The sequence below is a fragment of the Marinomonas atlantica genome (genome assembly GCF_001639725.1).
GTDB lineage: Bacteria > Pseudomonadota > Gammaproteobacteria > Pseudomonadales > Marinomonadaceae > Marinomonas > Marinomonas atlantica.
Window position 1 is genome coordinate 293,490 of the sequence record NZ_LTAW01000003.1, and the last position, 22,177, is coordinate 315,666.

The following is a 22,177-nucleotide window of genomic DNA, read 5'->3' on the forward strand; positions in this document are numbered from 1 at the left end:
CTGGGCTTTTTATTGGGTGCTATATAAGTAATTAAATCAGATTAACCATTTATTTAGGGCTTTAATATCTTCCTCGCCTAAATCGCCTGTGAGTTGATCCAGTTTAATTTGCTGTAACACAAAATTGTAGCGAAGTTGCTCATAAGTGTTTTTAGCATTAAAGAACGTTGATTGGGCATCTAACAGTTCAACAATATTTCGTGTGCCAACATCATAACCCGCTTGGGTCGCTTCTAATGCACTTTGAGATGAGCGAATAACTTGTTGCTGAGCTCTAACTTGCGCAGCAAGCGTTTTAAGCTTCAATACGGCACTACGAATATTTAACTCGATATCTTGGATAGAGCTTGCACGTGTTTCCACAGCAGACTCCGCGCTTGCAACCGCTTGGCGCACAGAGGCACTTATTGCACCACCGCTATAAAGAGGAATCGATACCCCAATACCAATAGAGGAGGTATTGGTTACGCCATCTGACCGAGACTGAGCTTCAACGGAATAATCATTGTCTGTACGCGCCAATGAGCCGGTAATGGCAACCGTGGGTACTCGACCGCTGGCTTTTTGGATATTGATGTTATTCTGAGCTGAGTCGACGGAAAGATCTAAAATTCTAACGTCTTTGTTTGCAGTCATCGCTTTTTGGACAAGGTTGCTGGTATTCAAGCTTGAGTCAACAATAATCGGATAGTCTTCAGACAGGCGTGGGATGCTTTCGATGCTTTGACCAGTACGCTGATATAAGGCTTCAAGGGCAATAGTCAGGTCCGATTCAGCACTTAATTCATCAACGAGTACGGAATCATAGGCCGCTTGCGCATCATGTAAGTCCGTAATAGAAACCAAACCTACTTCATATTGTTTACTAACACGATCTAACTGACCCTCGTAGCTTTTTACTTGCGAGCGCGTGGTGTCGAGAGTCGCTTGAGCGGTTAAGACCGCAAAGAAATCAGACAGTGTGTTGTAGATGAGTTGTTCCTGTGCTTGTTCTAAAGCAATTCCTGAACTTGCAAACGTCAGCTCAACCGCATCAACACCGTAATCCAATGCCGGAGAATAAATGGGGTAATCTAGGTTCAAAGCGAGCTGGTTCTGCGTGTTATTAAACGACTCAGCATTATCTGGATCGGTTTTTGTGTAGCCAAGGTTGCCGCTGAAACTAATGTTTGGATATAAATTACCGCGAGTCACTTCAACTTGTTCTTTGTCAGCGCGGAAAGAGGCGTTGGCCGCTCGCAAGCTAGGATCATGTGCTTTAGCTAAGTCATATACTTGATTAAGTGTTTCTGCCTGCGCAGTCGGTAATGCCACCGCTGCAGCTATAAACGATGCGATAATATGCTTTTTCATAGGTTCCTTTTTTGCCTCGATATGAAATAAATTTATATTACCTGACGGTAAAGGCAGTGAATACTACCTAATTTGATATAACTTCTATGACTCATGACCATATCACAATCAATCCTAAAGTCAGTCTGACTTATTGTGTAAAAATACAGTATGCATGAAACAGCCCACATAGAGTGGGCTGTATTGTATGATTTGAGGCAGTGTTTTATGAAGGGTTATCTAGCTCAACCGTGTATCGGATTTGATACGTGGTGTTGGGGGCAATGGTTCCATGTAGAGACACACTGTTAGCATTGATCTGCTCCAAAGAACGCAGAGACAGTTCACGAATTGGGGCTTGTAACTGGTGAGTGATTTGGTAATCCTGAGGCTGCTTCGAAATGTTTTTTAATGTCAGCTCCCATGTTTGAGTGGTGCCTTTCTTTGCTTTTGATTCCGTGATTAAGGTGATGTCACCAGTCAAATCTAAGCTTTTATTTAGAAGCACTTCGACTTCAGCACCCTCTCGCATATTTTTTAACGCAATGGTATTCCCTTTCATAAAGTAGGGTTTTTTATGCCAAAGAGTTTGATAAGTACCGGGGATCAAATCTTTCGGGCTGTCAAAGCGAATCTGTTGATCAAAGCTCAAATTCAATTTTGACGAATGCTGATAACTAAACACCTTACTTACATTACGACGACTGGTAATGTCACTACTGTGTTTCCCAAGATCAACTAATGTCATTGATGCCGCAGGCAGTGATAGTTTGGTTAACTCGAGTGTGATCTCGCTGTCATTATAATCTGTTTCTGGTGCTGAGCGTTCTAATGTCATGTCGCTTGCCATCGAACTTTTCATCATCATTGGGCGGCCAATATTTCGGTTCTGACTGTAATGCAGTAGGGCGCTGTCCAGCTCAATATTTTGAGAGGCATTATTTTGAATGCTAGCCTGTTGTACCAAGGTGATTTTTCGGTCATCAATAACCATTGATAGCTCGGGGTGCCAACGAATATCAGAAGTTTGATAGGTAAGTAGGCCTTGATAATTTAATGCCGTGCGAGTGTTTGATGCCGCGAGTTTAGGTATCAGATAAAAATCACTGATAGGGTAGTTTGCTGCGACGCGTTTTACACTCAATGTGAAGTAACGATCAGTTACTGCTTCTAAAGTGCCTTCTAAAGACAGATTACGGCTTTTGTGCTCAACACGAACGGGCTGACCTAAGTGGTTACTCCAGTCACGGCGTTCACTATTATAAAAATCGGGTAACTGAAATGGTGCATAGTTTTTTCCGATTGGAAGGATAGAGCCTTCCATCGGGGTAAAACTCAATTCAGATTTTTGTTTTAGATCTTCTGTTACTTGGCTGCCTTGCTGTTCAATAACAATACTTTGAGTTGTCGCAAAGCTGGAGATCGAAGTGAGTAGCAATCCTGTCATTGTTGCGTTGGTTAGAATTGTTTTAGTGTCCATAAGCATTCCTCTGTTAAACATTGAAAACGTGAGCCGGCAAATTCCCAATTAGCTTTCAGAATAACGTAGAATGCTCCGTTATATGTAGGACACAAAGTGGAAGGTGACAGTGAAAAATGGGCTTTTACTGATTGATGGCTTAAATCTGATACGACGTTTACATGCAGCGTTAGAAATTGAGCCAGACAGTGAGCGTCGTATAGAGCGTACTCAAAGTCTATGCATTGATGCGTTAGCGAAGCTAGTTCATCAATTTGAGCCGAGCTACATGGCAATTGTTTTTGACTCGCCAGCCAAAACGTGGCGTCACGAGATCTTTCCAGAGTATAAGCTAGGAAGGCCACCAATGGATGATGCATTATTAGAATCCATGGGCCGTTTTGCCGAGGTTTTTCGCTTTAATGGCTGGCCATGCTTACGCATGACAGGGTGGGAAGCAGATGACTTAGTGGCCACATTAGCATTCAAAGCCAGCCAGCATGGCATAGGCTCAATGATTGTTTCTACTGACAAAGGCTATACGCAGCTACTGCAATACCCACATATTTTACAATATGACTACTTTGCAAAGCTTGGCTACGATGCCAATTGGGTTGAACAAAAGTACGGTGTCATCCCCCGATTACTGCCAGAATATTGGGCATTAGTTGGCGATACAACAAATCATATTCCAGGCGTAAAAGGGATAGGACCAAAGTCGTCGGTGGAGATTCTTAAAAATAAAAGCAACCTCGAACAGGTCTTTGACGGTTTGAACGAGTACCCTCCAAAATTTCAAAAGCTATTAAAAGGGCAATTAAGTCATTGCCAGTTTGCGAGGTCTATGGTGACCCTCAAACTGGATGTCGAAATTGGTATACGGTTATCGCAGCTTGAAATCAGACGTAATACTTCAACTTAAACATCGATCAAAAAAGCAGCAATGTATCTGCTTGCGTTTTTTGTTTGAAATGCTGCAGCGTAATAAATTCAAATTAGTTGCATGCTAACTCAGAAAAGATCGCGAATAGCTCTTACCGATGTTTGGCAACAGGCATATAATAACGCCCATCACTCACCCCCAATTTAATGAGATAGGATATGTCTGAGGTAAGAACTCGAATTGCGCCTTCTCCAACGGGCGACCCTCACGTTGGTACTGCATACATCGCACTGTTTAATATGGCTTTTGCTAAAAAAATGGGCGGCGAATTTATTTTACGTATCGAAGATACTGACCAGACACGCAGTACGCCTGAATCGGAGAAGATGATCCTTGATGCGTTACGTTGGTTAGGATTGGATTGGTCAGAAGGCCCGGATGTAGGCGGCCCACATGGCCCTTACCGCCAAAGCGAACGAGGCGATATATACAAAGACTATGCGCTAGAGTTGGTTGAAAAAGGTCACGCTTTTTATGCCTTTGAAACACCCGAAGAGCTCGATCAAATGCGCGTTGAGCAAAAAGAGCAAGGCTTAGCGCAAAAATATGACGGGCGCGCTTTAAATCTGAGCCAAGAAGAAGTGCAAGCGAAGATTGATGCTGGCGTACCTTACGTGATTCGCATGAAAGTACCTGAAGAGGGTACTTGTGTTGTTCAAGACATGCTACGTGGCGAAATCGAAATCGATTGGGCACAAGTAGATATGCAGGTACTGTTGAAAGCCGATGGTTTACCTACCTACCATTTAGCCAATGTTGTTGATGACCACTTGATGAAGATTACCCACGTGATCCGTGGTGAAGAGTGGATTAACTCAGCACCTAAGCACATCTTGTTGTATCAATACTTTGGTTGGGACATTCCAACATTGTGCCATATGCCATTGTTGCGTAACCCAGATAAATCCAAGCTATCTAAACGTAAAAACCCAACATCGATTCTTTACTACCAACGTATGGGCTTCTTACCTGAAGCGGTAATCAATTACCTTGGCCGTATGGGCTGGTCGATGCCTGATGAAAGTGAAAAGTTCACTTTATCATCCATGATCGATCATTTTGACATTCAACGTGTTTCTCTTGGTGGACCAGTGTTTGATGTAGAGAAGCTGAAATGGCTAAACGGCATGTGGATTCGCGAAGACTTATCGGTGGCTGATTTTGCTCAGAAGTTTGCTGAGTGGGGCTTAAACAGCGAATACGTTAATGCGATTTTGCCATTGATCATTCCGCGTGTTGAAACGTTCTCTGATGTGGCGGATGTTGCTGGCTTCTTCTTTAAAGGTCAGCTGGATGTCACAGCCGAATCTTTTTCTGATATTAAAATGGAAGAAGAAACGTTACGTAAAGCCCTTCAGTTCGCGCTATGGAAACTAGAGGCACTCCGTTCATGGGAAAAAGATAAGATCTTTACGGAAATGAAATCCCTTGCGCAAGCAATGGAAGTGAAACCGAAAGACTTCTTTGCGCCACTGTTTGTAGCGGTATCGGGTACCACAACGTCTGTCTCTGTATTTGATTCTATGACAATCTTAGGTCCTGATATGACTCGTGCTCGTTTACGTCATGCCGTTAACGTGGTTGGTGGGCCATCTAAGAAAGAAACAAAACGTTGGGAAAAAGAGTTCGCAGAACTTTGAATTTACCGATAATGTTTTGATCTAAAAAAACCGGCTCTTAGCCGGTTTTTTTGTTTTAGCAGAAAACTGCAGGCTTACTTAGTAGTAAACATGCTGGTTTTCTTTTCTAGAGCTGAGACTTGATCTTGAATATCACGAGTATTGCCTTCAATACTGCCAATGTCAGAGCTGTCACGTTGAAGCTGCTGAGCAATGCGGTCCATTTCTTCACTCATGTGAACCGCCGTTTTAGCTACTTCTTGTATAGAGCGAGCCATATCAACCGATGACAGTGAGCTTGTTTGGGCATTGTGCTCGATTTCACGAATCGCCAACTCTGCCTTTTCACTATACTCTTCAATTGAACGAAGGTTCTCTTGACCACTGTTCATGGTGGTAATGGCTGTTTGAGTCGATGTCTGAATGGTGCCAACAATATCGGTAATTTTAGCTGTGGCATCCACGGTTTTCTCAGCAAGAGAACGAACTTCATCGGCAACGACCGAGAAGCCTCGACCGGCTTCACCAGCACGTGCTGCCTCAATAGCTGCATTCAAAGCCAACAAGTTGGTTTGATTCGCCAAATCATTGATCATACCAATAACGTCATCGATGTCTTTTGACAGCTGTCCTAGCTCGTTAAGTTGACGACCGGTAAGGTTTACGACTTCAATAGTTTGGCCTAGGCTAGATAAAGCACCTTTAATGGTTTCGGATCCTACCTTTGCTGACTCATAGGTGTTTTTAGACTGATCGCTTAACTCTTCTGTGGTATGAGAGATGCTGCTGATTGTTGTCGAAATTTCTTCAGTAGCAGCCGCTAATGAATTCGTTTGCTCACTAACAGATCGGTTACTATCGGCAATATTGACCACTGCGCTGTTTAGTTGGCTGACCATATTGCTGACATCGCCAGTCGTGTGTACGACATCGCCAATAACAGAGCCTAAGCCAGTTGTCATTTCGTTAACCGAGCCACATAGGGAATCAAACTCATCATTACGTTTGTTATTGATAGTTAAACGAGCAGTTAAGTCGCCACCTTTTACTTTACTAAGGTCACGAATGATCTGATTGAGTGTTTGATTAACACTGCGTCCAATTGCCATCATTAGCAAGCCTGCGATAATAGCAACAATAACACTAACGATAATGACACTAACACTGGCTTGTTTGGATTGAGCCGATGCTTGCTGACGGGCCTCGACAACAGCCTGCTTTAGTAGCTCTTGAGCTTCATTAGTAGCATCGTTGTATTGGGTTCGAACATCACGAAATTGCTGCTGTAAGGTCTCTAAGCTGCCCACAGTATTAGCAAATAGTTGGACTTTATCATAGTAAGCGACGACTACATCACCAAACCGTTCTTCAAGGCCGAAATTCACCACACGTTGGTAAAACTTTTTATATCGCTCCTCAAAAGCTTCTTTATTTTCTAAAGTGGGTTCAAAGATAAAATTCTTTTCGGCTTCGCGTACAGGTAGAAACTCCTGCTTAACAAGGCTTAAGAAAGACACTTTTTCAACGACCTCTTCACCTAGACTAGCAATTTCACCTTTCATACCTGAGCTAGCATTAAAACCGAGTAACTGGTTAAGGTTCACTAGCGCTTCTAATGTTTCTGAATATTGCTTTAGAAAGTCAGAAATATTTGAAAGCGTCGTTTCAGTTTGAGGGTGCTTAACCATTTCAGCATCTTCTGCGATCACAGCAGAGAAAAGATTTTCCTTGGTTTTAAGTTCTTCCAAGAACATGGTGTAGCTGTTGTCATCAAGTTTGTCGAGTTGCTCGTACATCTCCATATTAGCGATGACGAGTGAAGACAAATCATTTTGTACTTTTGTCATGACTTCAAAGCGTTCAGAAGCCGAAGTCTGAGCACTCATACCATTCAACGCAACAACAGTTACTACGACAAAGCCGAGTAATCCACAGGCAAGTAAAATAGTGAGTTTGGCTCTAAAACTGAAGTTTGCCAGCATTATATCCACCTACTGATATTTTATAGTTATAGTTATGTAAGACATTTGTCTAATTTTTATAAACAGAGTATTTAGCCTAAGGCTACTTTTGTAAATAGCTTTATTGAAGCTTTATGTGACGTTTTTGAAGGTCTGTTTAAAAAATAGACGAATTACATGGCATGAGGATCAAAATGAATATGACTTTGTTGCATGCCGATCATCTCGATCTCTCCTTTATATCGGCCTTCTCCAGTAGAAGTGAAGTAAAATTGATAACGCCGTTTTATCTTTATTTGACCTCGCTGAATAACGGGTCGCCAGTAGCTTCCATAGATGGATTCATCCAACATTTGTAAATCTAATTTAGAGCACTGTTGCTTAACTCTTCTCAATGTGTACTCGCGTACTTTAAAATGTTGCCATGCGATTGAGATAAAACAGATAAGCGCGAAAATAAGACAAACGTCTATTAGGGTTAGGTTCATGTTGTAAGATCTTAAAGAGTAAAACTCAAGCTTACAAAAGGTTGGAAAAAAAGAAAACACGCTTCCCCAAAAGCAGGAGAGAGAAAGGAGAAGCGTGTTTTTATGCAGAAATTAACCTTTGGTTAATCACTATTTGCACGAATTTGGTCATTCGGGGCAGCGAATGAGTGGAAGCCAAACGAGTCGTGTGCAAAATCGTGAGCCAGTCTATCTAACCTTAGGCGGCTGCCAGTGCCTGCTCTGCATAAAGTTGTATCACCCACTGCTCAATACGTTGATCAGTAAGGTCAAATTGTTGATCTTCGTCGATTGCTAAGCCGACGAATTCTGTTTTATCTGCGTTAGCGCCACGAGATTCTTCAAAATCGTAACCTTCGGTCGACCATTGGCCGATAAAGGTGGCGCCCGTATTGGCGAGCTTTTCGTGCAACCAGCCAATGGCATCGACAAAATAATCGCCATAGCCAAATTGGTCACCTAAGCCATATAAAGCGATAATCTTGCCAGATAAATCCAGCTCAGATAACGCATCACCGACATCTTCCCAGTCACTTTGGATGCCACCGAAATCCCAAGTTGGAATTCCTAAAATTAAAAAATCATAGTCCAGTAGCGTGCCGATATTAGAGTCTTTAATATCATGCAGTTCTACCGATTGATCGAGCTCGGAAAACTGTTGCTGAATTTTCTGTCCTACCATCTCGGTATTTGATGTATCGGTGCCATAAAAAAGACCGATTGTACTAGTTGCGCTCATAGTGTCCTCAACGTTACTGCATACCGCCTAATTGGTGGCTCATGACCCCAAAGCGTTTTAGGCAAGCGTTTTCAATGTCTTGTTGTGTCCAGCCTGTGTTTGCTGTCAAACGGCTGGCTAAAGATTGGTTGCTGTTAGGCTGTGCAAGGGCTCGACGAAACGCCATTTCAATTTGGTATTCACCAATACTCATGCCAGTAACGGCGGCAAATCCCAATTCAAGTGCGGTATGGGTTAGACCAACTTGTTCGGCTAAATTGTCTGTGGAAGCGAATGGATCTGTTTCTATAATATTTTGACTTTCAAATAGTTTCGTTTGGCAATCGGGACATTGCTGAATATGGTTTTGAACATGAATGTGCTCAAGAGTCTGTAATACTAGGTTGTATAGCTTGCCTACCAGTGCTAATTGCTTGCCATCACGTTGCATCAAACGGTTGAATTCTCGGCTAAGAGTACGTGTCAGTGTCAGAGATTTAGGTGTACCGGTTTCTTTGCTGACATGATGAGTAAAGAACGCTTTCACTTGAACAATAGACTCTCCTGTAATAGCGGCCAATTGTTCCCATGTAATAAAAACCTGACTCCAGCTGAATTTAGATTCTTGGGTCACTTCCCAATCGACTTGTGCGTCTTCGTAAACAGGCAATACTTGAATAGGGGTGGTGTTTTGCAGCTTGTTCAATGGGCTTACAGTATTAAACGTAATGTATACGCCAGCCTTAATATGCTCTTGAATAGTCAGTGGCTCAAAAATTTGAAACTGTTGCTGAACAAGGCGAAGACCTGATAGCGGCTGCTTTATTTGCTGGTGACCAGATAGCCAGTAAGCGTAGCTTTGGCTTACTTTGCCAGTCTCTTCAAATAAGTTGCTTGCTTGTAAGATCATGAGTCATCATCCGTTCAGTCCTGAGAATGATTACTATTTAAAAGCTTGATTAAAATAAATGCAAGTGCTTCTCATTCAAAAATTGAAATTATTTTTAAATGAGATTGAATGCACGCAATAAGGTGACACCCACACTTGTGGTTAGAAAGGAAAATACGGTGGTTAATACGATGATATTTGCAGCCAAAACGGCATTGCCATTCATGGCTCGAGCCATAATGTATCCAGCCGAGGCAGAAGGTGCTGAAGATAGTAAGAATAAAATGCCTAGATCGATACCTCTAAATCCAAGAAAAAAACCGCCCATGGTTAAAATTAGAGGGATGACAATCAGCTTGCCAACGGTTGCAATCAGAGCAGGGGTTATATCTTTCTTTAGCTCTTTAAAACGTAATGATGCGCCAGCACACAACAAAGCTAAAGGAAGCGTTAACTGGGCGAAATAATTTCCTGCTTGAGTAACAACTTCAGGCAACTGCAAATTGATTTGATTGGCTGTTAGGGCGACCACGATGGCAATGATGAGGGGGTTTTTTGCGATCGCTTTTAAGGAAGCAGCAATGCTTTTATTGGCATTCATTGAGCGATTAATCGTGATGACGGCTAAAACATTATAAAGCACCATTACGCCACCTATGTAGACGGTAGCTGCGGCTAAGGCACTGTCACCATAAGCATTTAAGCAATAGGCTAGCCCAATAATTGCCATGTTTGAGCGAAATGCCCCTTGAATAACAATACCTCGATCACTTTTTTGTTTAACGAGTTTTGCCGCAAGCACTTCTAGAGCTAAATAGGTAATAAAAGTGGCAATAACAGCATACACCATTAGTGAAAGATGACTGCTCGGATCTGTGGTTTGTTGAGTAATATTGATAAAAATTAAGGCAGGCATAGCAACGTTGAAAATGACTTTCGACGACACTTCAATGAAGTTATCGTTAATCATTCCTATTTTTTCGAGTACAACGCCAAAAACGAGTACTAAAAAAATGGGAGCAGTAATGGAAAGAGAAAATTCCACTACGTCAAGAAAGTCACCCATGTTGGCTGCCTAATTTTCAAAATAACCGTGAACGACTGACGGTGTCAGAAGTTATATAGCAAAGTATAGAGTGAAGAAAACAACGACTAATAATTAGTCGTTGTTTTCAAAGCGGTAACCTGCACCGTATACAGAGTGAATTACGTTAAGTTCTGGTGCTACAGCAGCAATTTTCTTACGTAGCTTTTTGATGTGACTGTCGATAGTACGGTCACTAACAACTCGGCTATCTGTGTAAATGCTTTTCATGATCATATCACGACCAAACACACGACCAGGCTCTTTGATCAATAGTTGCAGTAATTGGAATTCAACAGTTGTCAGATCGATAAGTTCGCCTTTGTACGTTGCACGAAGTCGGTCTGCATCTAAGTCAAAACCGTCAGTCTTTGGTGCTTCAGTTTGGTCAAGCTCTACGCGACGTAGATTTGCTTTAACGCGTGCTACGATTTCACGTGGACTGAACGGTTTACAAACGTAATCATCTGCGCCCATTTCAAGGCCAATCAGTCGATCAATTTCTTCTGCTTTTGCTGTAACCATAATAATTGGCATGCCGCTGAATTGGCGTACTTGCTTACATACTTCAACACCATCAAGTCCCGGAAGCATAAGGTCAAGAAGCATTAGGTCAGCCTGATTGTTTTTTAAGTAATCTATGACTTGGTCACCACGGTCAATGTGATGGTGTTCGTAACCAGCTTGCTCAAGGTAGGCTGCCATTAACTCAGCTAGTTTTGGTTCATCTTCTACAATCAGTACTTTACTCATATTTATCGATTCCATATTAAGTTAAAGGGAATTCTACGCGTATTCCCAGCCCACCGAAAGGAGAGTGGTAAGCGGAAATAGAGCCTTGATGTCCATCGACAATGTTCGTACAGATGGCTAGGCCAAGGCCACGCCCCCCAGTTGCACGGTTGCGTGAGTTTTCTACACGAAAAAATTGATCGAATATTTGTGTTATATCTTCATCACTTACACCAGGTGGGGTGTCTTCCAGTAATATTACAGCTTTCTTGTTCTCTCGAGTCAAAGTAACCGTTAATTTCCCAGGGGCATTGGTGTATTTGAGTGTGTTATTCATCAGGTTTGCGAACAGTTGATGTAAGCGGTCATCATCACCTGTAATCATAATTGGATTCTTTTTCACAACCACAAGCTCTAATTCTAAGCCCGCTTCATCAAACAGTAACTGCATCGAATTAACAGTCTGATCTAAAATATCATTTAAATCAGCTTCTTCCATACAATAATTTAAACTACCCATATCATGCATTGAAAGTTGGTTTAAGTCATCAATTAAGCGCGCAATGTGAACGGCTTCTTGTTGCAAAGAAGCTAGGGAATTATCTGAGACTTTAATAATGCCGTCTTGCATAGCTTCAATTTCTCCCCGTAAGATTGCGACCGGAGTACGTAACTCATGAGCAGTATCAGCAACCCACTTCTTACGCGCATCGCGCATGTGTTCTAGAGTCGAAGCTAAGTGGTTAAAGTCACGGCCTAGATCTGCAAGTTCATCAGTGCCTTTGATTTTGATTCGTGTATCAAAGTCTCCTGCCGCCAAACGTTTTGTCGCTTGACGCACGGTACAGATAGGTCTACTTAACCATTGCGCTAGCGGCCAAGTTAGTAGGGCTGCAATCGTTAACATAAATGCTGAAATTAGCAAGAAAGCTTCGCCTTGTTGTCTAACAAAACGTAGTGTCTGGTCTTGAACCAAGGCGCGCATAGACCGCAAACCCACATAGCCAACTAAGGAGTTGTTGACCATAACGGCATGGGTTTCAGCGTCAATGAACGCAACGTCTCCAATTAGAGGTTGTTTATCCTGATCAAACAATAAAAAACGCTGACGGTAGTATTGAGAAGGATAAATTAAGTCTAAATTAGGCGTGCTTGGAGGTGGAATTAGGTCACGAATGTTTTCAAGTTTAGCCTGCTGCCACTCTTTCTCTAAACGACTCTCTTGAACAAGAAAATACCAGTCATCGTAATAAATAAACAAATTAGCGGTACGGTTCGCCATTTGCTGCAAAAAATCGCGGTCGCGCTCTGTAGCATACGTCACAAAACCACGATCGAAGCTCCATTGAAAGACTTGCCACATCGAGACAATCAACAAGACGTTACTTAGTACAAAGACTAAGAATAATTTGTGGCGAATTTGAAAACCTTTTATGCCAATCATAAGCTCGTATCGTTGTCGTTTTGTTTATAGATCTGACCCATTGTGCAGCTATATTATATTGATAACCACACATTGACTATTACCTAGGTGAGCAAATAATGAGGATCAACTATTAATTTTCATTACTTGATAGGTGTTTTGGCAATTAATGTTTCCCCTTTTAGTTTGCGCTGTTGACACTCACGGAACACGTTTTTCGAACAGCTAGCGCATTGTTTGAGGTTCATGTCGTGTTCAATTTTCTCGACGGCGACACCTTTTGCTGGGTAGGTATGATCCGCTCCCACTTTTTCTAAAACACCAAAGCGCTTAAGTAAATCAAGTTGCCACAGATAGCGAACAACTAAATGAATTTGCGTGTTTTCTTCACGACGTCTATCTACCAGCTGTTTTAAAAAATGAGCACCCTGCATATCGATGGCAGACAGTCCGCGACATAAAATGACCCAATGATCTTTGTGAGGGTAGTCGTGTTCAATCAATTGAAACTGTTTAGACATATAGTCCACTGAGCCAAAGTACAGAGGCCCATCTAACCTTATAAAGTGGATTTGCGGGCAGGTTTCTAAATTGAAGTGCATGATGTTATGGAAGTAACGTCCTTCATGGGTATCCATTGGCGCTAAGATGCGTACATTAGGTTTGGCCGTTTGGTTTAAAAAGAGTGCTAGGCTCAATCCAACACCGACTAAAATACCAAACTCAAGGCTGATGCCAATGGTGCTCAATAATGTCACCATGGCGATACTTAACTCAGCACGACTGGTTTTTGCGTAGTGCAGTAACTCTTTGAATTCAATAAGACGCCAGCCTACTAGTATGATGATGCCAGCCATGGCGGGGATCGGAAGGTGCGAAAATAATGGCGCAATTAAGCTGAGAATCAGCAATAAAAATACGCTTGAGAAAATGATCGCTAGGGGCGTCTGGGCACCCGCTTCCACATTGATTCCGCTTCGGGTAAATGACCCTGAACTCATGTAATTTGAAAACAAGCTTCCAACGGTATTGGACATACCTTGACCGATAAATTCTCGGTTCGTATCAATTTCTTGGTGTGTTTTCAGGGCAATGGCTTTGGCGATAGAAGCCGCTTCAAGCAGGCCGATGAGAGCAAGGACGACGGCGCCTGGGAGTAGTTCTCGTAATGTATTAGAAGATAAGTCGATCAAAGCAAAAGGCGGGATCGCTTCGTTAAGTTCACCCACAAGCGGTACATTATTTACTCCAGCATTCACAAAATAGCCAAATACACTGCCGGCGATCAATGCCAGTAAATAGTGAGGTAGCTTAGTCGATATTTTTCGAATGATGATCGCTGCAAGCACTGTAACGAGGCAAATAGAAACCGAGTACATATTTGTTTCAGGCCCAATGCGAAGCAGTGCATTTAAAAAACTCGATAAATTTTCCGGTCTGGGTAAGTCTGCTGTTAGAGCATGCTGGACTTGGCTTAGCATGATCAAAAACGCCGCACCGGTAATAAATCCCACCATGACTGCGTGGGACACGAAATTAGTTAAGTTGCCAAGCTTGGCCAAGCCTAGTGCAAGCTGTATTAATCCTGCTAAGAATGTAATAGCCAGCGCTGCTTGGATAAACTCTGCTGAGCCGGGAACGTAAAGACCTGAAAGAGAGGAAAACAGCAACGCAGAAATAGCCGTGGCAGGGCCACAAACCATGTGCCAAGACGAGCCAAATAAAACGGCAATAATCGGTGCAACAATAGCGCTGTAAAAACCATATTCGGCAGGCAGGCCGGCAATGGCTGCAAATGCTATACCCTGAGGAATAGACATAGATGCGCATGTTAACCCTGCAATAAAGTCTGCCTTAACGGTTGATCCATTAACAAGTGTAAGCCAAGGCAGCCAGCGGCGAAGGGTATTAGGCATTGCGCATCTCCAGATTCATTGTTTACGCAGTTGATAAATGATTTTTATTGAATGATCGTTTAATAAAAACGATCTTAGCACGAAAAATATTCTTCGTAGATAGTCATGTAGGAGGATTTGGTGAGTCATTGTACGTTTTTGTGGACTGTTTAGCCTTTCTTTCACGACCAATAATTTGCTAAATGTGGATTAGGGAGTTTCATAGGGCGGCACTTAGCGTTAGAATTTTGTTTTCTAAATGACTGAACAGAGTAGGAATATCTAATGGGCAGAGCCTTTCAGAACCGAAAAGAGTCCATGGCGAAAACCTCGGATCAAAAAGCCAAGGTTTACAGTAAATACGGACGTGAAATTTATGTGTGTGCAAAATCTGGTGGAATTGACCCAGATGGTAACCTTGCGCTACGTAGCTTGATTGACCGTGCCAAAAAAGACCAAGTACCCACGCACGTTATCGATAAAGCGATCGACAAAGCCAAAGGTGGTGGTGGCGAAGACTTTGATACGGCTCGCTACGAAGGTTTTGGACCGGGCAACACAATGGTGATTGTAGACTGTCTATCTGATAATCCGAACCGTACGTTTGGTGATGTGCGCACTTGTTTTAACAAAGTGAAAAGCAAGATTGGTACACAAGGTAGTGTGTCTCATATGTTTGATCACAACGCGATCTTTGTTTTTTCTGCAGAAGATGAAGATGCTGTGATGGAAGCCTTGCTAGAAGCTGATGTTGATGTTACCGATATCGAATACGATGAAGGCAAGGCAACAGTATTTACGCCGAATACAGAATACGGTAAAGCGCGTCATGCCATCATTGAAAGTTTCGGTAACGTGGACTTTGATGTCGATGAAATTCAGTTTATCCCTCAGATGACTACTGAAATTTCAGGTGAAGAGGTAGAGCAGTTTGAACGTTTCCTAGACTTATTGAACGATCTAGATGACGTTCAGCGTGTGTACCATAACGCTGAATTCTAATTAAATAATCCTTCGGTAGCGGCACAGGTAAGGTTTGCTAAGGTCTTTGCTGAAGGGTTTTTTCTTTGAGGATAGTATGAACGAACGTCCAACTCCGCCAGAAGATTGGGAGTGCTGTGAAAGCGAATGCTCCCCTTGCGTATGGGATACTTATTACGAAGCGTTGCGTGAATGGAATGCGGAGCAAAAAGCCATAAAAGACGCACTAAATACCTCCCAGACTAAAGAGCAAGATAATGAATCGTAATGATCCAGTACAGTCTCCCTCGCCGATCAAACAAGAGCCAGTGCGATCACCTTGCACTAGTATTTGTTCATTAAACGATGAAGACGTATGTATCGGTTGCTATCGAACAGGCGTAGAAATTAGTCAGTGGGGGCGTATGTCCTGCGAAGAGCAGCTGGCGGTGATGGAAAAAGTCCGCCAGCGAGAAAGCGCTAGTCAATTTGTGCTTTAATCGCCAGACTTGGCGTTTTTCAGTGTAATCCATTGAGACATGTATTGAGTGCTTTTCATAGAGTGATGACGTGCCAATTTACCTAAAAAAAAGTTTTCCCTTAAACGCTCTTTTAATTGCACTTGTATGTTGATTCGAGTGATCAATTTTTCCTGCCAAGCTTTCTTTTCATAACGCTGTTTAATAATGGCATGGCCGTTTTCTTGCATTAATTCATAGCTTTGTTCATCTTTATAGAGGCTGACGCTGGCGCTGATAAATTCTTCGATATTATCCGTTACTACGCCACTCCATGGTAATGATCCATGCATAGCTTCGGCACCGACAGAGGTTGTAATACTTGGTGTGCCAACTTGCATAGCCTCCACAAACTTGCCTTTAATGCCCGCCCCGAAGCGAATAGGGCTAAGTAAAATCTTGGCGTTTGCAATGACTTCTTGAGCATCTTCAGCCCAGCCTTTCACTAAAAAGCCTTCTTTTTCATTATGCAGTTGTGTGGCTTTGGGTGGTGGGTAAGCACCATAGATCATGAGTTTAGCTTCAGGAAGCTGTTTGCGAATTTTTGGCCAATACACCTGCTTAAGTTGCAATACTGCATCCCAATTCGGCGCATGACGAAAGTTACCGATGAAGGCAAAGTGCTCTCGATCAGCAAAAGGTTTCGCGCTTAATGCCGCTGTGTCGAGCATAAAAGGTAAGTGCATTACATGTGTCTCAGGCACATTGAATGCTGTTTTTAATAGCTCTGTTTCGTGCTCCGATACCATCAGTGTGAGGTCGCTACGATAAATAGCGGCAATTTCTCGAACGCCCACGTCAGAATGCATGTCCGTCATGGTGAATTCACGGTTTTGTTTGACCGCAGTGTGGCGAGCATCGCGCAGAGAGTGTAAATCTTCTGTGTTTAAAATCCGTAGTGCCGAGGGCATGTATTCTTCTACGCGCCAGCCAAACTGTTCTTCCATCATAAAGCGATCAAAGACAACAATATTCGGTGCGAGCTCAGTAATGTAATCATTGAAACTATCGCAATTGAGTTGGATGTTGGCAGATGTAACGCCATGTTGCGTTAGGTCCACCATGTGTTCGGTCGTTTGTGCAGGCGAGGCGAATTCTACGTCCCAAGCTTGCTCGCGGAATGTGTCGATGAGTTGCATCATGCGGCTGCCGGCCGCAGAGGAGTTTGGTTCGGGCCAAACGTAACCAATAATTAAAATTTTCATAGGGATGATTGAGTCAGCTTGAAAATAAAGAAAAGGGACAAGTATTGCTGGGTATTGTATCATGTGCGCCAACTTTGTGTTGTCGGTCTAAATCAGACTGGATGGCATGCTATGGAAACATGACGTTGAGACTTAACTATGATCATTAAGCCGAAAATTCGTGGATTTATTTGTACAACGACTCACCCAACAGGCTGTGAGAAAAACGTACAAGACCAGATCGCTAAAGTAAAAGCGAATGGTGACATTAAAAATGGCCCTAAAAAAGTGCTGGTAATCGGCTCATCAAGTGGTTACGGCCTGTCTTCTCGTATCGCGGCAGCGTTCGGCTCTGGTGCGGCTACGATTGGTGTTTTTTTTGAAAAACCAGCCACAGAGAAGAAGCCAGGTACAGCAGGTTGGTATAATGCTGCAGCATTTGATAAGGCGGCTCATGAAGCAGGTTTGTATGCGAAAAGCATTAATGGCGATGCGTTCTCAAATGAAGCGCGTGACAAAGCTATTGAGCTTATTAAGCAAGACCTAGGTGAAGTCGACTTAGTTGTTTACTCTCTAGCTTCGCCTGTGCGTAAAATGCCTGAATCAGGGGAGGTTATTCGCTCTGTTCTTAAGCCTATTGGTGAAACCTACAAATCAACAGCGATTGACACTAACCGTGATGTCATAACTGATGCGGAGATTGAGCCGGCAACAGAAGAAGAGATCGCGCAAACGGTTACCGTTATGGGCGGCGAAGACTGGGAACTTTGGATGTCAGCGTTATCCGATGCGGGTGTCTTGGCTGAAGGTGCTCGCACGGTAGCTTACTCTTACATCGGCTCTGATATCACTTGGCCAATTTACTGGCACGGTGCGCTGGGCAAAGCAAAAGAAGATTTGGATCGTGCTGCGAAAGCGATTGATACAGAGCTTGCTAAGCAAGGTGGCGGTGCTAACGTTGCCGTACTTAAGTCTGTTGTAACTCAAGCCTCTTCAGCAATCCCTGTTATGCCGCTGTATCTTGCGATGGTGTTTAAAGTGATGCGCGAGAAAGGTTTGCACGAAGGCTGCATGGATCAAATTTACCGCATGTTTGCTGAGCGTTTGTACAATGATAATGACCCTGCAAAGCTTGTAGATGACAAAAATCGTCTACGCCTAGATGATTGGGAGCTTCGTGAAGACGTCCAGCAGGCATGTCGTGATCTTTGGCCGCAAGTGACGGATGCTAATTTGTTCGCAGAAACAGATTACCAGCTTTACAAAGATGAGTTCTTGAAGTTGTTTGGTTTTGGCATCGAAGGTGTGGATTACGAAGCAGACGTCGATACGCAAGTTGAGTTTGATGTAATTACACTTTAAGACTTTTGCTTACAAGTCGTTAAGAAAGGAGACCATTGGTCTCCTTTTTTTTGTGCAAAGATTCTTTTATAGTGGAGTGAGTCTTCGGAGAGTTTTAATGTTACCTAAGAAAACCGTATTTTTAAGTGTGTTGGCAGCAATTGTACCTCTACTCAATGCCCAGACAATTCAGATTGAGCCGATTGAGGTTTTGTATGGCAATCAGGTTTACAGTGGTCAGCATCAAGTAGTCATTAGCTCGCGTGAGGATGTCACCATTATTCCTGCCGAAAAACCTAGGTTGAACGCTATTGCTAACATGGTTGTGTCTGCGAATCCGAGTAAATTATCCTACCTAGAAGAGTCTGCGATTGCCAAGCGTGAGCAAGAGATCTATCGCGAGGTAAATCGACGTACTGAGGAGTCCCCTTTCACTGTGTTGTTTACAGGTCATATACCGGAAGAAATTCAACAACGACGTCTTAGTATGATGCCTGAGATCGGAATCTTCGGTGATCAAAAGGATAAGCTTGAAAAAGATCAGGCTGAGCTTCATGGTGAGGATACAGCTTCGGCAGCAGAAGGTGAATTTAGTGAGGTGCTGCCTGGTAATCGTGTAATGCCGAGTGGCTCAGAGCAAGCACCTACCAATCAAGCTGAACTCACCAATGAGCAAAAACTAGAGCAACTCATTGGTGGTTAAAAAGTAAATTTGGAAGTCATTATTCTATACTTAATGGCTTCCAATCTCCCTTTTCAGTCGTATCCCATTTATTGGTGATCAATAAATGTGCGGCTTGATCTTTCTCAACTTTGTCATTGATGAACTCAAGGAATGCGGTTTTGGTTTGTTGCTCTAATGCAGTGATCCACTTTTGGCGATCTTTGAAATTATGTTCTGGTTCCACAATGTGTGGCCATTCTTCTAAGGCAACTTCTTTTAAGCTTGTAGGCTGCTTTTTGTAGGCTGCCAGGACGGCTTTGCGTGCTTGTTCAAAGGATTTATCTGAGACATCCTCGTCGGTCCAGCTCGTCTCATTGATAAAGCGCTCTATCTCCGTAACCAAGACTTCTGTTGAGGTATTGGGGGATTGTACTAAGAATCCAATTGCGGGGGTCTTTTCTATGGTTTGGTTGGTAACGGCAACGATGTAGCCATATTGCTTTTCGGTGCGAAATTCATTGTAAAACCTAGCCCCTAGAAGCTGCGATAAGATGCGTACATTGGCACGTTCAGTGTATGTGGCATTATTATTGTCAGTCGCAATCAGGCTATAGAGTACCGTGTTATCATTGCTACGTGTATTGAAGGTGTAGAGATAGCGTTCTTGAGCTTCAAAATGCTTTAACTCTACATAACGATAAGGATGTTTATAGAGGAAATTGTCGACTTTTTGGTTGACTCTGATTGCCAAATTATGGGCATCCGTTTTACTAAAATTTCCAGTCATATAGCCAATATATTGGAAGTGTTGTATATGCCTGTTTATGAATTGGTTGACCTCATTAATTGATATGCTGTCTAAAAGTTCCTTTAATACATGGGTTGGCGCGTTCCCTTTAATAACGACTTGGCTAAAGTTGTGACGTGCTAACGCGTATGGTGGCTGGCTTTCAAGGTTGCTTAAACCTTTTGAAATATCTTGTTTCGCAATCAAAAGTCGATCTCTAGATGCTCTAAATGCCATCAGTTGATCTACTAAAGAGCTAAAGTAGTCCGCCTGCTTGTCATTATAGCCATTTGTGCGAAGCGTTAAACCATTTCCATGAGCGTAAAGCTGGTAGCCTAATCCAGCCATGTAAGGTTGGTATGTGCTTTCACTTGCTGCATCGTTAAATAACTTTGCCCACAGTTGAAGAAGTAGGCGATCGCGCGTATTAGGGTTTTCTAAAAAACCGAAGTAACCAAAAATCATACCAGTAGGCTTTTTATATTGGGTGTTGGCTTTGTACCAAAAATCGTAGCCTGTTTTATTTTCAATTTTTTCAGGAAGGGGTGCGCCTTGTATCTCTAATAAGTCTAGATTGTCGGGCATGAAGAGGTTGGCAGTAGGCAGGCCAAAATCTTTTTTTAATGCGCTTTTTGCGATTATTTTATCCTGATTTATGGATAGATCGCCGTTGGCATAATCGCTGTTGTATAAGGGTTCATTCAGCCAGTAGGCATCTCCCCCCATCCATTCCTCTGGGAAAATAGATGGGTGTTGCCATTGAATTATTAGATTACTAATGTCCAATGTTTTGAGTAAGGCCTGAATGTCTTTTTTGTCAGCGCTTTTGGAAATGTGAAAGCTATCTAATAAGTTTTCTGCGCCTACGTCCAGCGCACGACTTGATAGGGTTTGTGACAGCTTGATGGGTGTAATGTAATCGTGGTATCGATAATGAAGTAAACTGAGGGTCTTTGTCTCAGATAAACACTCTTCTGAAATAGGTGCATTTTTGATGTTGTCTATGGTTTTCAGTAGATACTCGATGACTTTATTTCGTTGTGCAATTCCTTCATCGGTTAAGCGCATACTGATGTTAAACAGCGCATGCTGACCATCATCCTGTCCAATACCTGCATGTAGAGACTGTACCCAATGGTGCTGTTTTAAATGAGCGAAAAGAGAGTTTTTTGACTCATCACCCAAGACATAGGATAAGTACCGTGCTGGTTGAGTCGCATATTTCGCGATTTGGCTGGGGATCTGAAATGAGAATCTAACAACGCTTTTATCTGTACTGGTCTTGAAAAACTGTATTTTGCCATTGTTTTGCACCAACTCAGGTAGCTGTAAAGTTGCGCTATTATGGCGAGCTTGTATGTCTGAAAAATAGGTGCGTGCATAGGCTGCTAATGTTTCTGTAGGCTGCTTGGCAGTTAGTGTAAGCACCATTTTATCTGGTGTGTAATGACGCTCAAAAAAGTCAATAAGTAGTTCGCGTAATTGGCTGGCTGGGATGTTTCCCAGCGTGTCAATATTCCCGACGGTAAAGCGGCTACCAGGGTGTTTTGGATTAAATAGTGTTTTTATTGCTTGATTGCTGCGGCGCTGTTCATTGTCCAATTTTGCGCGATATTCCGAATCTACAGCGTTGATTTCTCTTTCTATGTAGGCCGGATCAAGAGTAGGAGCAATAAAAAATTGAGCAAAACGGTCCAGAGCTTCAGGATAGGTCTCAGGGAGCGTGTCAAAATAATAATTGGTTAGCTGTGCGCTGGTATAGGCGTTATGAGTACCTCCGTGTTTACGAATAAACTCTTGGTATGCACCTGCCTCAGGATACTTTTCTGTGCCTAGAAAAAGCATGTGCTCTAGTAAGTGGGCTAACCCTAAATGTTTGTCAGGATCATTGTAGCTTCCTGATTTAATTGCTAATGACGCTGCTGGGCGCTCGGCTTGCGGGTCAGATACTAAGATAACAGACAGGCCATTATTCAGTGTTATATGGGCATAGGTGTGTTGGTCTGACGGGCTTTTACCAGGTATTGTTTGCATAGATTTAGCTGCTACAGGAAGGCTTATAAGGAGAGCGCAGGTCGTTGCGATCAAGACAAAAAGGGTACGAATGTTTGCTGTGAATTTCATCATAGAAACAGGTTAGCCCGTTCCTATGATGATGTGCA

The 22,177-nt window shown here is 42.8% G+C and carries 19 protein-coding genes; 7 read left to right on the forward strand and 12 right to left on the reverse strand.

Features of this window, described 5'->3' with window-relative positions; translation table 11 throughout:
- Positions 1–36: 36 nt before the first annotated feature.
- Positions 37–1,353 carry a TolC family outer membrane protein gene (locus tag AYW75_RS06530; RefSeq protein WP_067097144.1) on the reverse strand — a complete coding sequence of 439 codons (1,317 nt, stop codon included), beginning with the start codon at positions 1,351–1,353 and terminating at the stop codon, positions 37–39.
- A 205-nt stretch (positions 1,354–1,558) separates the two neighbouring features.
- Positions 1,559–2,812 (reverse strand): hypothetical protein, encoded by a 1,254-nt coding sequence (locus AYW75_RS06535; protein WP_067097147.1) that lies wholly within the window; start codon positions 2,810–2,812, stop codon positions 1,559–1,561.
- A 109-nt stretch (positions 2,813–2,921) separates the two neighbouring features.
- Between AYW75_RS06535 and AYW75_RS06540 the strand changes: the two genes are divergently transcribed.
- Both AYW75_RS06540 and gltX read left to right on the forward strand, forming a co-directional pair.
- A complete protein-coding gene (locus AYW75_RS06540; protein ID WP_067097150.1) occupies positions 2,922–3,713 on the forward strand; it encodes a 5'-3' exonuclease H3TH domain-containing protein in 792 nt (263 codons plus the stop codon).
- A gap of 179 nt (positions 3,714–3,892) precedes the next feature.
- Positions 3,893–5,374 (forward strand): glutamate--tRNA ligase, encoded by a 1,482-nt coding sequence (gene gltX / locus AYW75_RS06545; protein ID WP_067097153.1) that lies wholly within the window; start codon positions 3,893–3,895, stop codon positions 5,372–5,374.
- Between the two features lie 74 nt (positions 5,375–5,448).
- On the opposite strand, the gene AYW75_RS06550 is transcribed toward gltX, so the two are convergent.
- From AYW75_RS06550 to AYW75_RS06585, 8 genes are all read right to left on the reverse strand, one after another.
- The gene (locus AYW75_RS06550; RefSeq protein WP_067097156.1) at positions 5,449–7,335 is read right to left on the reverse strand and encodes a methyl-accepting chemotaxis protein; all 1,887 of its coding nucleotides are present in this window, start codon (positions 7,333–7,335) and stop codon (positions 5,449–5,451) included.
- A 152-nt stretch (positions 7,336–7,487) separates the two neighbouring features.
- Complete coding sequence (locus tag AYW75_RS06555) at positions 7,488–7,802, reverse strand: DUF3301 domain-containing protein (protein ID WP_067097159.1); 315 nt, start codon at positions 7,800–7,802, stop codon at positions 7,488–7,490.
- Positions 7,803–8,019: 217 nt separating this feature from the next.
- Positions 8,020–8,559, reverse strand: a complete 540-nt coding sequence (locus AYW75_RS06560) for a flavodoxin (protein ID WP_067097162.1) — start codon at positions 8,557–8,559, stop codon at positions 8,020–8,022.
- 13 nt (positions 8,560–8,572) lie between these two features.
- Positions 8,573–9,448, reverse strand: a complete 876-nt coding sequence (locus AYW75_RS06565) for a hypothetical protein (RefSeq protein ID WP_067097165.1) — start codon at positions 9,446–9,448, stop codon at positions 8,573–8,575.
- Between the two features lie 94 nt (positions 9,449–9,542).
- Positions 9,543–10,493, reverse strand: coding sequence for an AEC family transporter (locus tag AYW75_RS06570; protein ID WP_067097168.1), 951 nt, complete (start codon positions 10,491–10,493; stop codon positions 9,543–9,545).
- 93 nt (positions 10,494–10,586) lie between these two features.
- Positions 10,587–11,264: a response regulator gene (locus AYW75_RS06575; RefSeq protein WP_067097171.1), complete on the reverse strand. Its 678-nt coding sequence runs from the start codon at positions 11,262–11,264 to the stop codon at positions 10,587–10,589.
- A 16-nt stretch (positions 11,265–11,280) separates the two neighbouring features.
- Positions 11,281–12,687: an ATP-binding protein gene (locus tag AYW75_RS06580; RefSeq protein WP_067097174.1), complete on the reverse strand. Its 1,407-nt coding sequence runs from the start codon at positions 12,685–12,687 to the stop codon at positions 11,281–11,283.
- Positions 12,688–12,809: 122 nt separating this feature from the next.
- Positions 12,810–14,582, reverse strand: coding sequence for a SulP family inorganic anion transporter (locus AYW75_RS06585; protein ID WP_067097177.1), 1,773 nt, complete (start codon positions 14,580–14,582; stop codon positions 12,810–12,812).
- A gap of 264 nt (positions 14,583–14,846) precedes the next feature.
- Here AYW75_RS06585 and AYW75_RS06590 point away from each other — a divergent pair, with 264 nt between their 5' ends.
- From AYW75_RS06590 to AYW75_RS06595, 3 genes are all read left to right on the forward strand, one after another.
- Positions 14,847–15,563, forward strand: coding sequence for a YebC/PmpR family DNA-binding transcriptional regulator (locus AYW75_RS06590; protein ID WP_067097180.1), 717 nt, complete (start codon positions 14,847–14,849; stop codon positions 15,561–15,563).
- Positions 15,564–15,639: 76 nt separating this feature from the next.
- Complete coding sequence (locus AYW75_RS18630; protein ID WP_082856423.1) at positions 15,640–15,810, forward strand: oxidoreductase-like domain-containing protein; 171 nt, start codon at positions 15,640–15,642, stop codon at positions 15,808–15,810.
- Positions 15,800–16,021 (forward strand): DUF1289 domain-containing protein, encoded by a 222-nt coding sequence (locus tag AYW75_RS06595; protein ID WP_067097183.1) that lies wholly within the window; start codon positions 15,800–15,802, stop codon positions 16,019–16,021. Before AYW75_RS18630 ends, AYW75_RS06595 begins: the two co-directional genes overlap by 11 nt.
- Here the strand turns inward: AYW75_RS06595 and AYW75_RS06600 are convergent.
- Positions 16,018–17,244: a glycosyltransferase family 4 protein gene (locus AYW75_RS06600; protein WP_067097665.1), complete on the reverse strand. Its 1,227-nt coding sequence runs from the start codon at positions 17,242–17,244 to the stop codon at positions 16,018–16,020. The two genes, AYW75_RS06595 and AYW75_RS06600, sit on opposite strands and share 4 nt — an antisense overlap.
- Positions 17,245–17,382: 138 nt before the next feature.
- Here AYW75_RS06600 and fabV point away from each other — a divergent pair, with 138 nt between their 5' ends.
- A complete protein-coding gene (gene fabV, locus AYW75_RS06605; RefSeq protein ID WP_067097186.1) occupies positions 17,383–18,585 on the forward strand; it encodes an enoyl-ACP reductase FabV in 1,203 nt (400 codons plus the stop codon).
- A gap of 97 nt (positions 18,586–18,682) precedes the next feature.
- Positions 18,683–19,267 carry a hypothetical protein gene (locus AYW75_RS06610; protein ID WP_067097189.1) on the forward strand — a complete coding sequence of 195 codons (585 nt, stop codon included), beginning with the start codon at positions 18,683–18,685 and terminating at the stop codon, positions 19,265–19,267.
- Between the two features lie 19 nt (positions 19,268–19,286).
- Here the strand turns inward: AYW75_RS06610 and AYW75_RS06615 are convergent, their stop codons facing one another.
- Positions 19,287–22,103 (reverse strand): insulinase family protein, encoded by a 2,817-nt coding sequence (locus AYW75_RS06615; RefSeq protein WP_197478907.1) that lies wholly within the window; start codon positions 22,101–22,103, stop codon positions 19,287–19,289.
- Positions 22,104–22,177 lie beyond the last annotated feature (74 nt).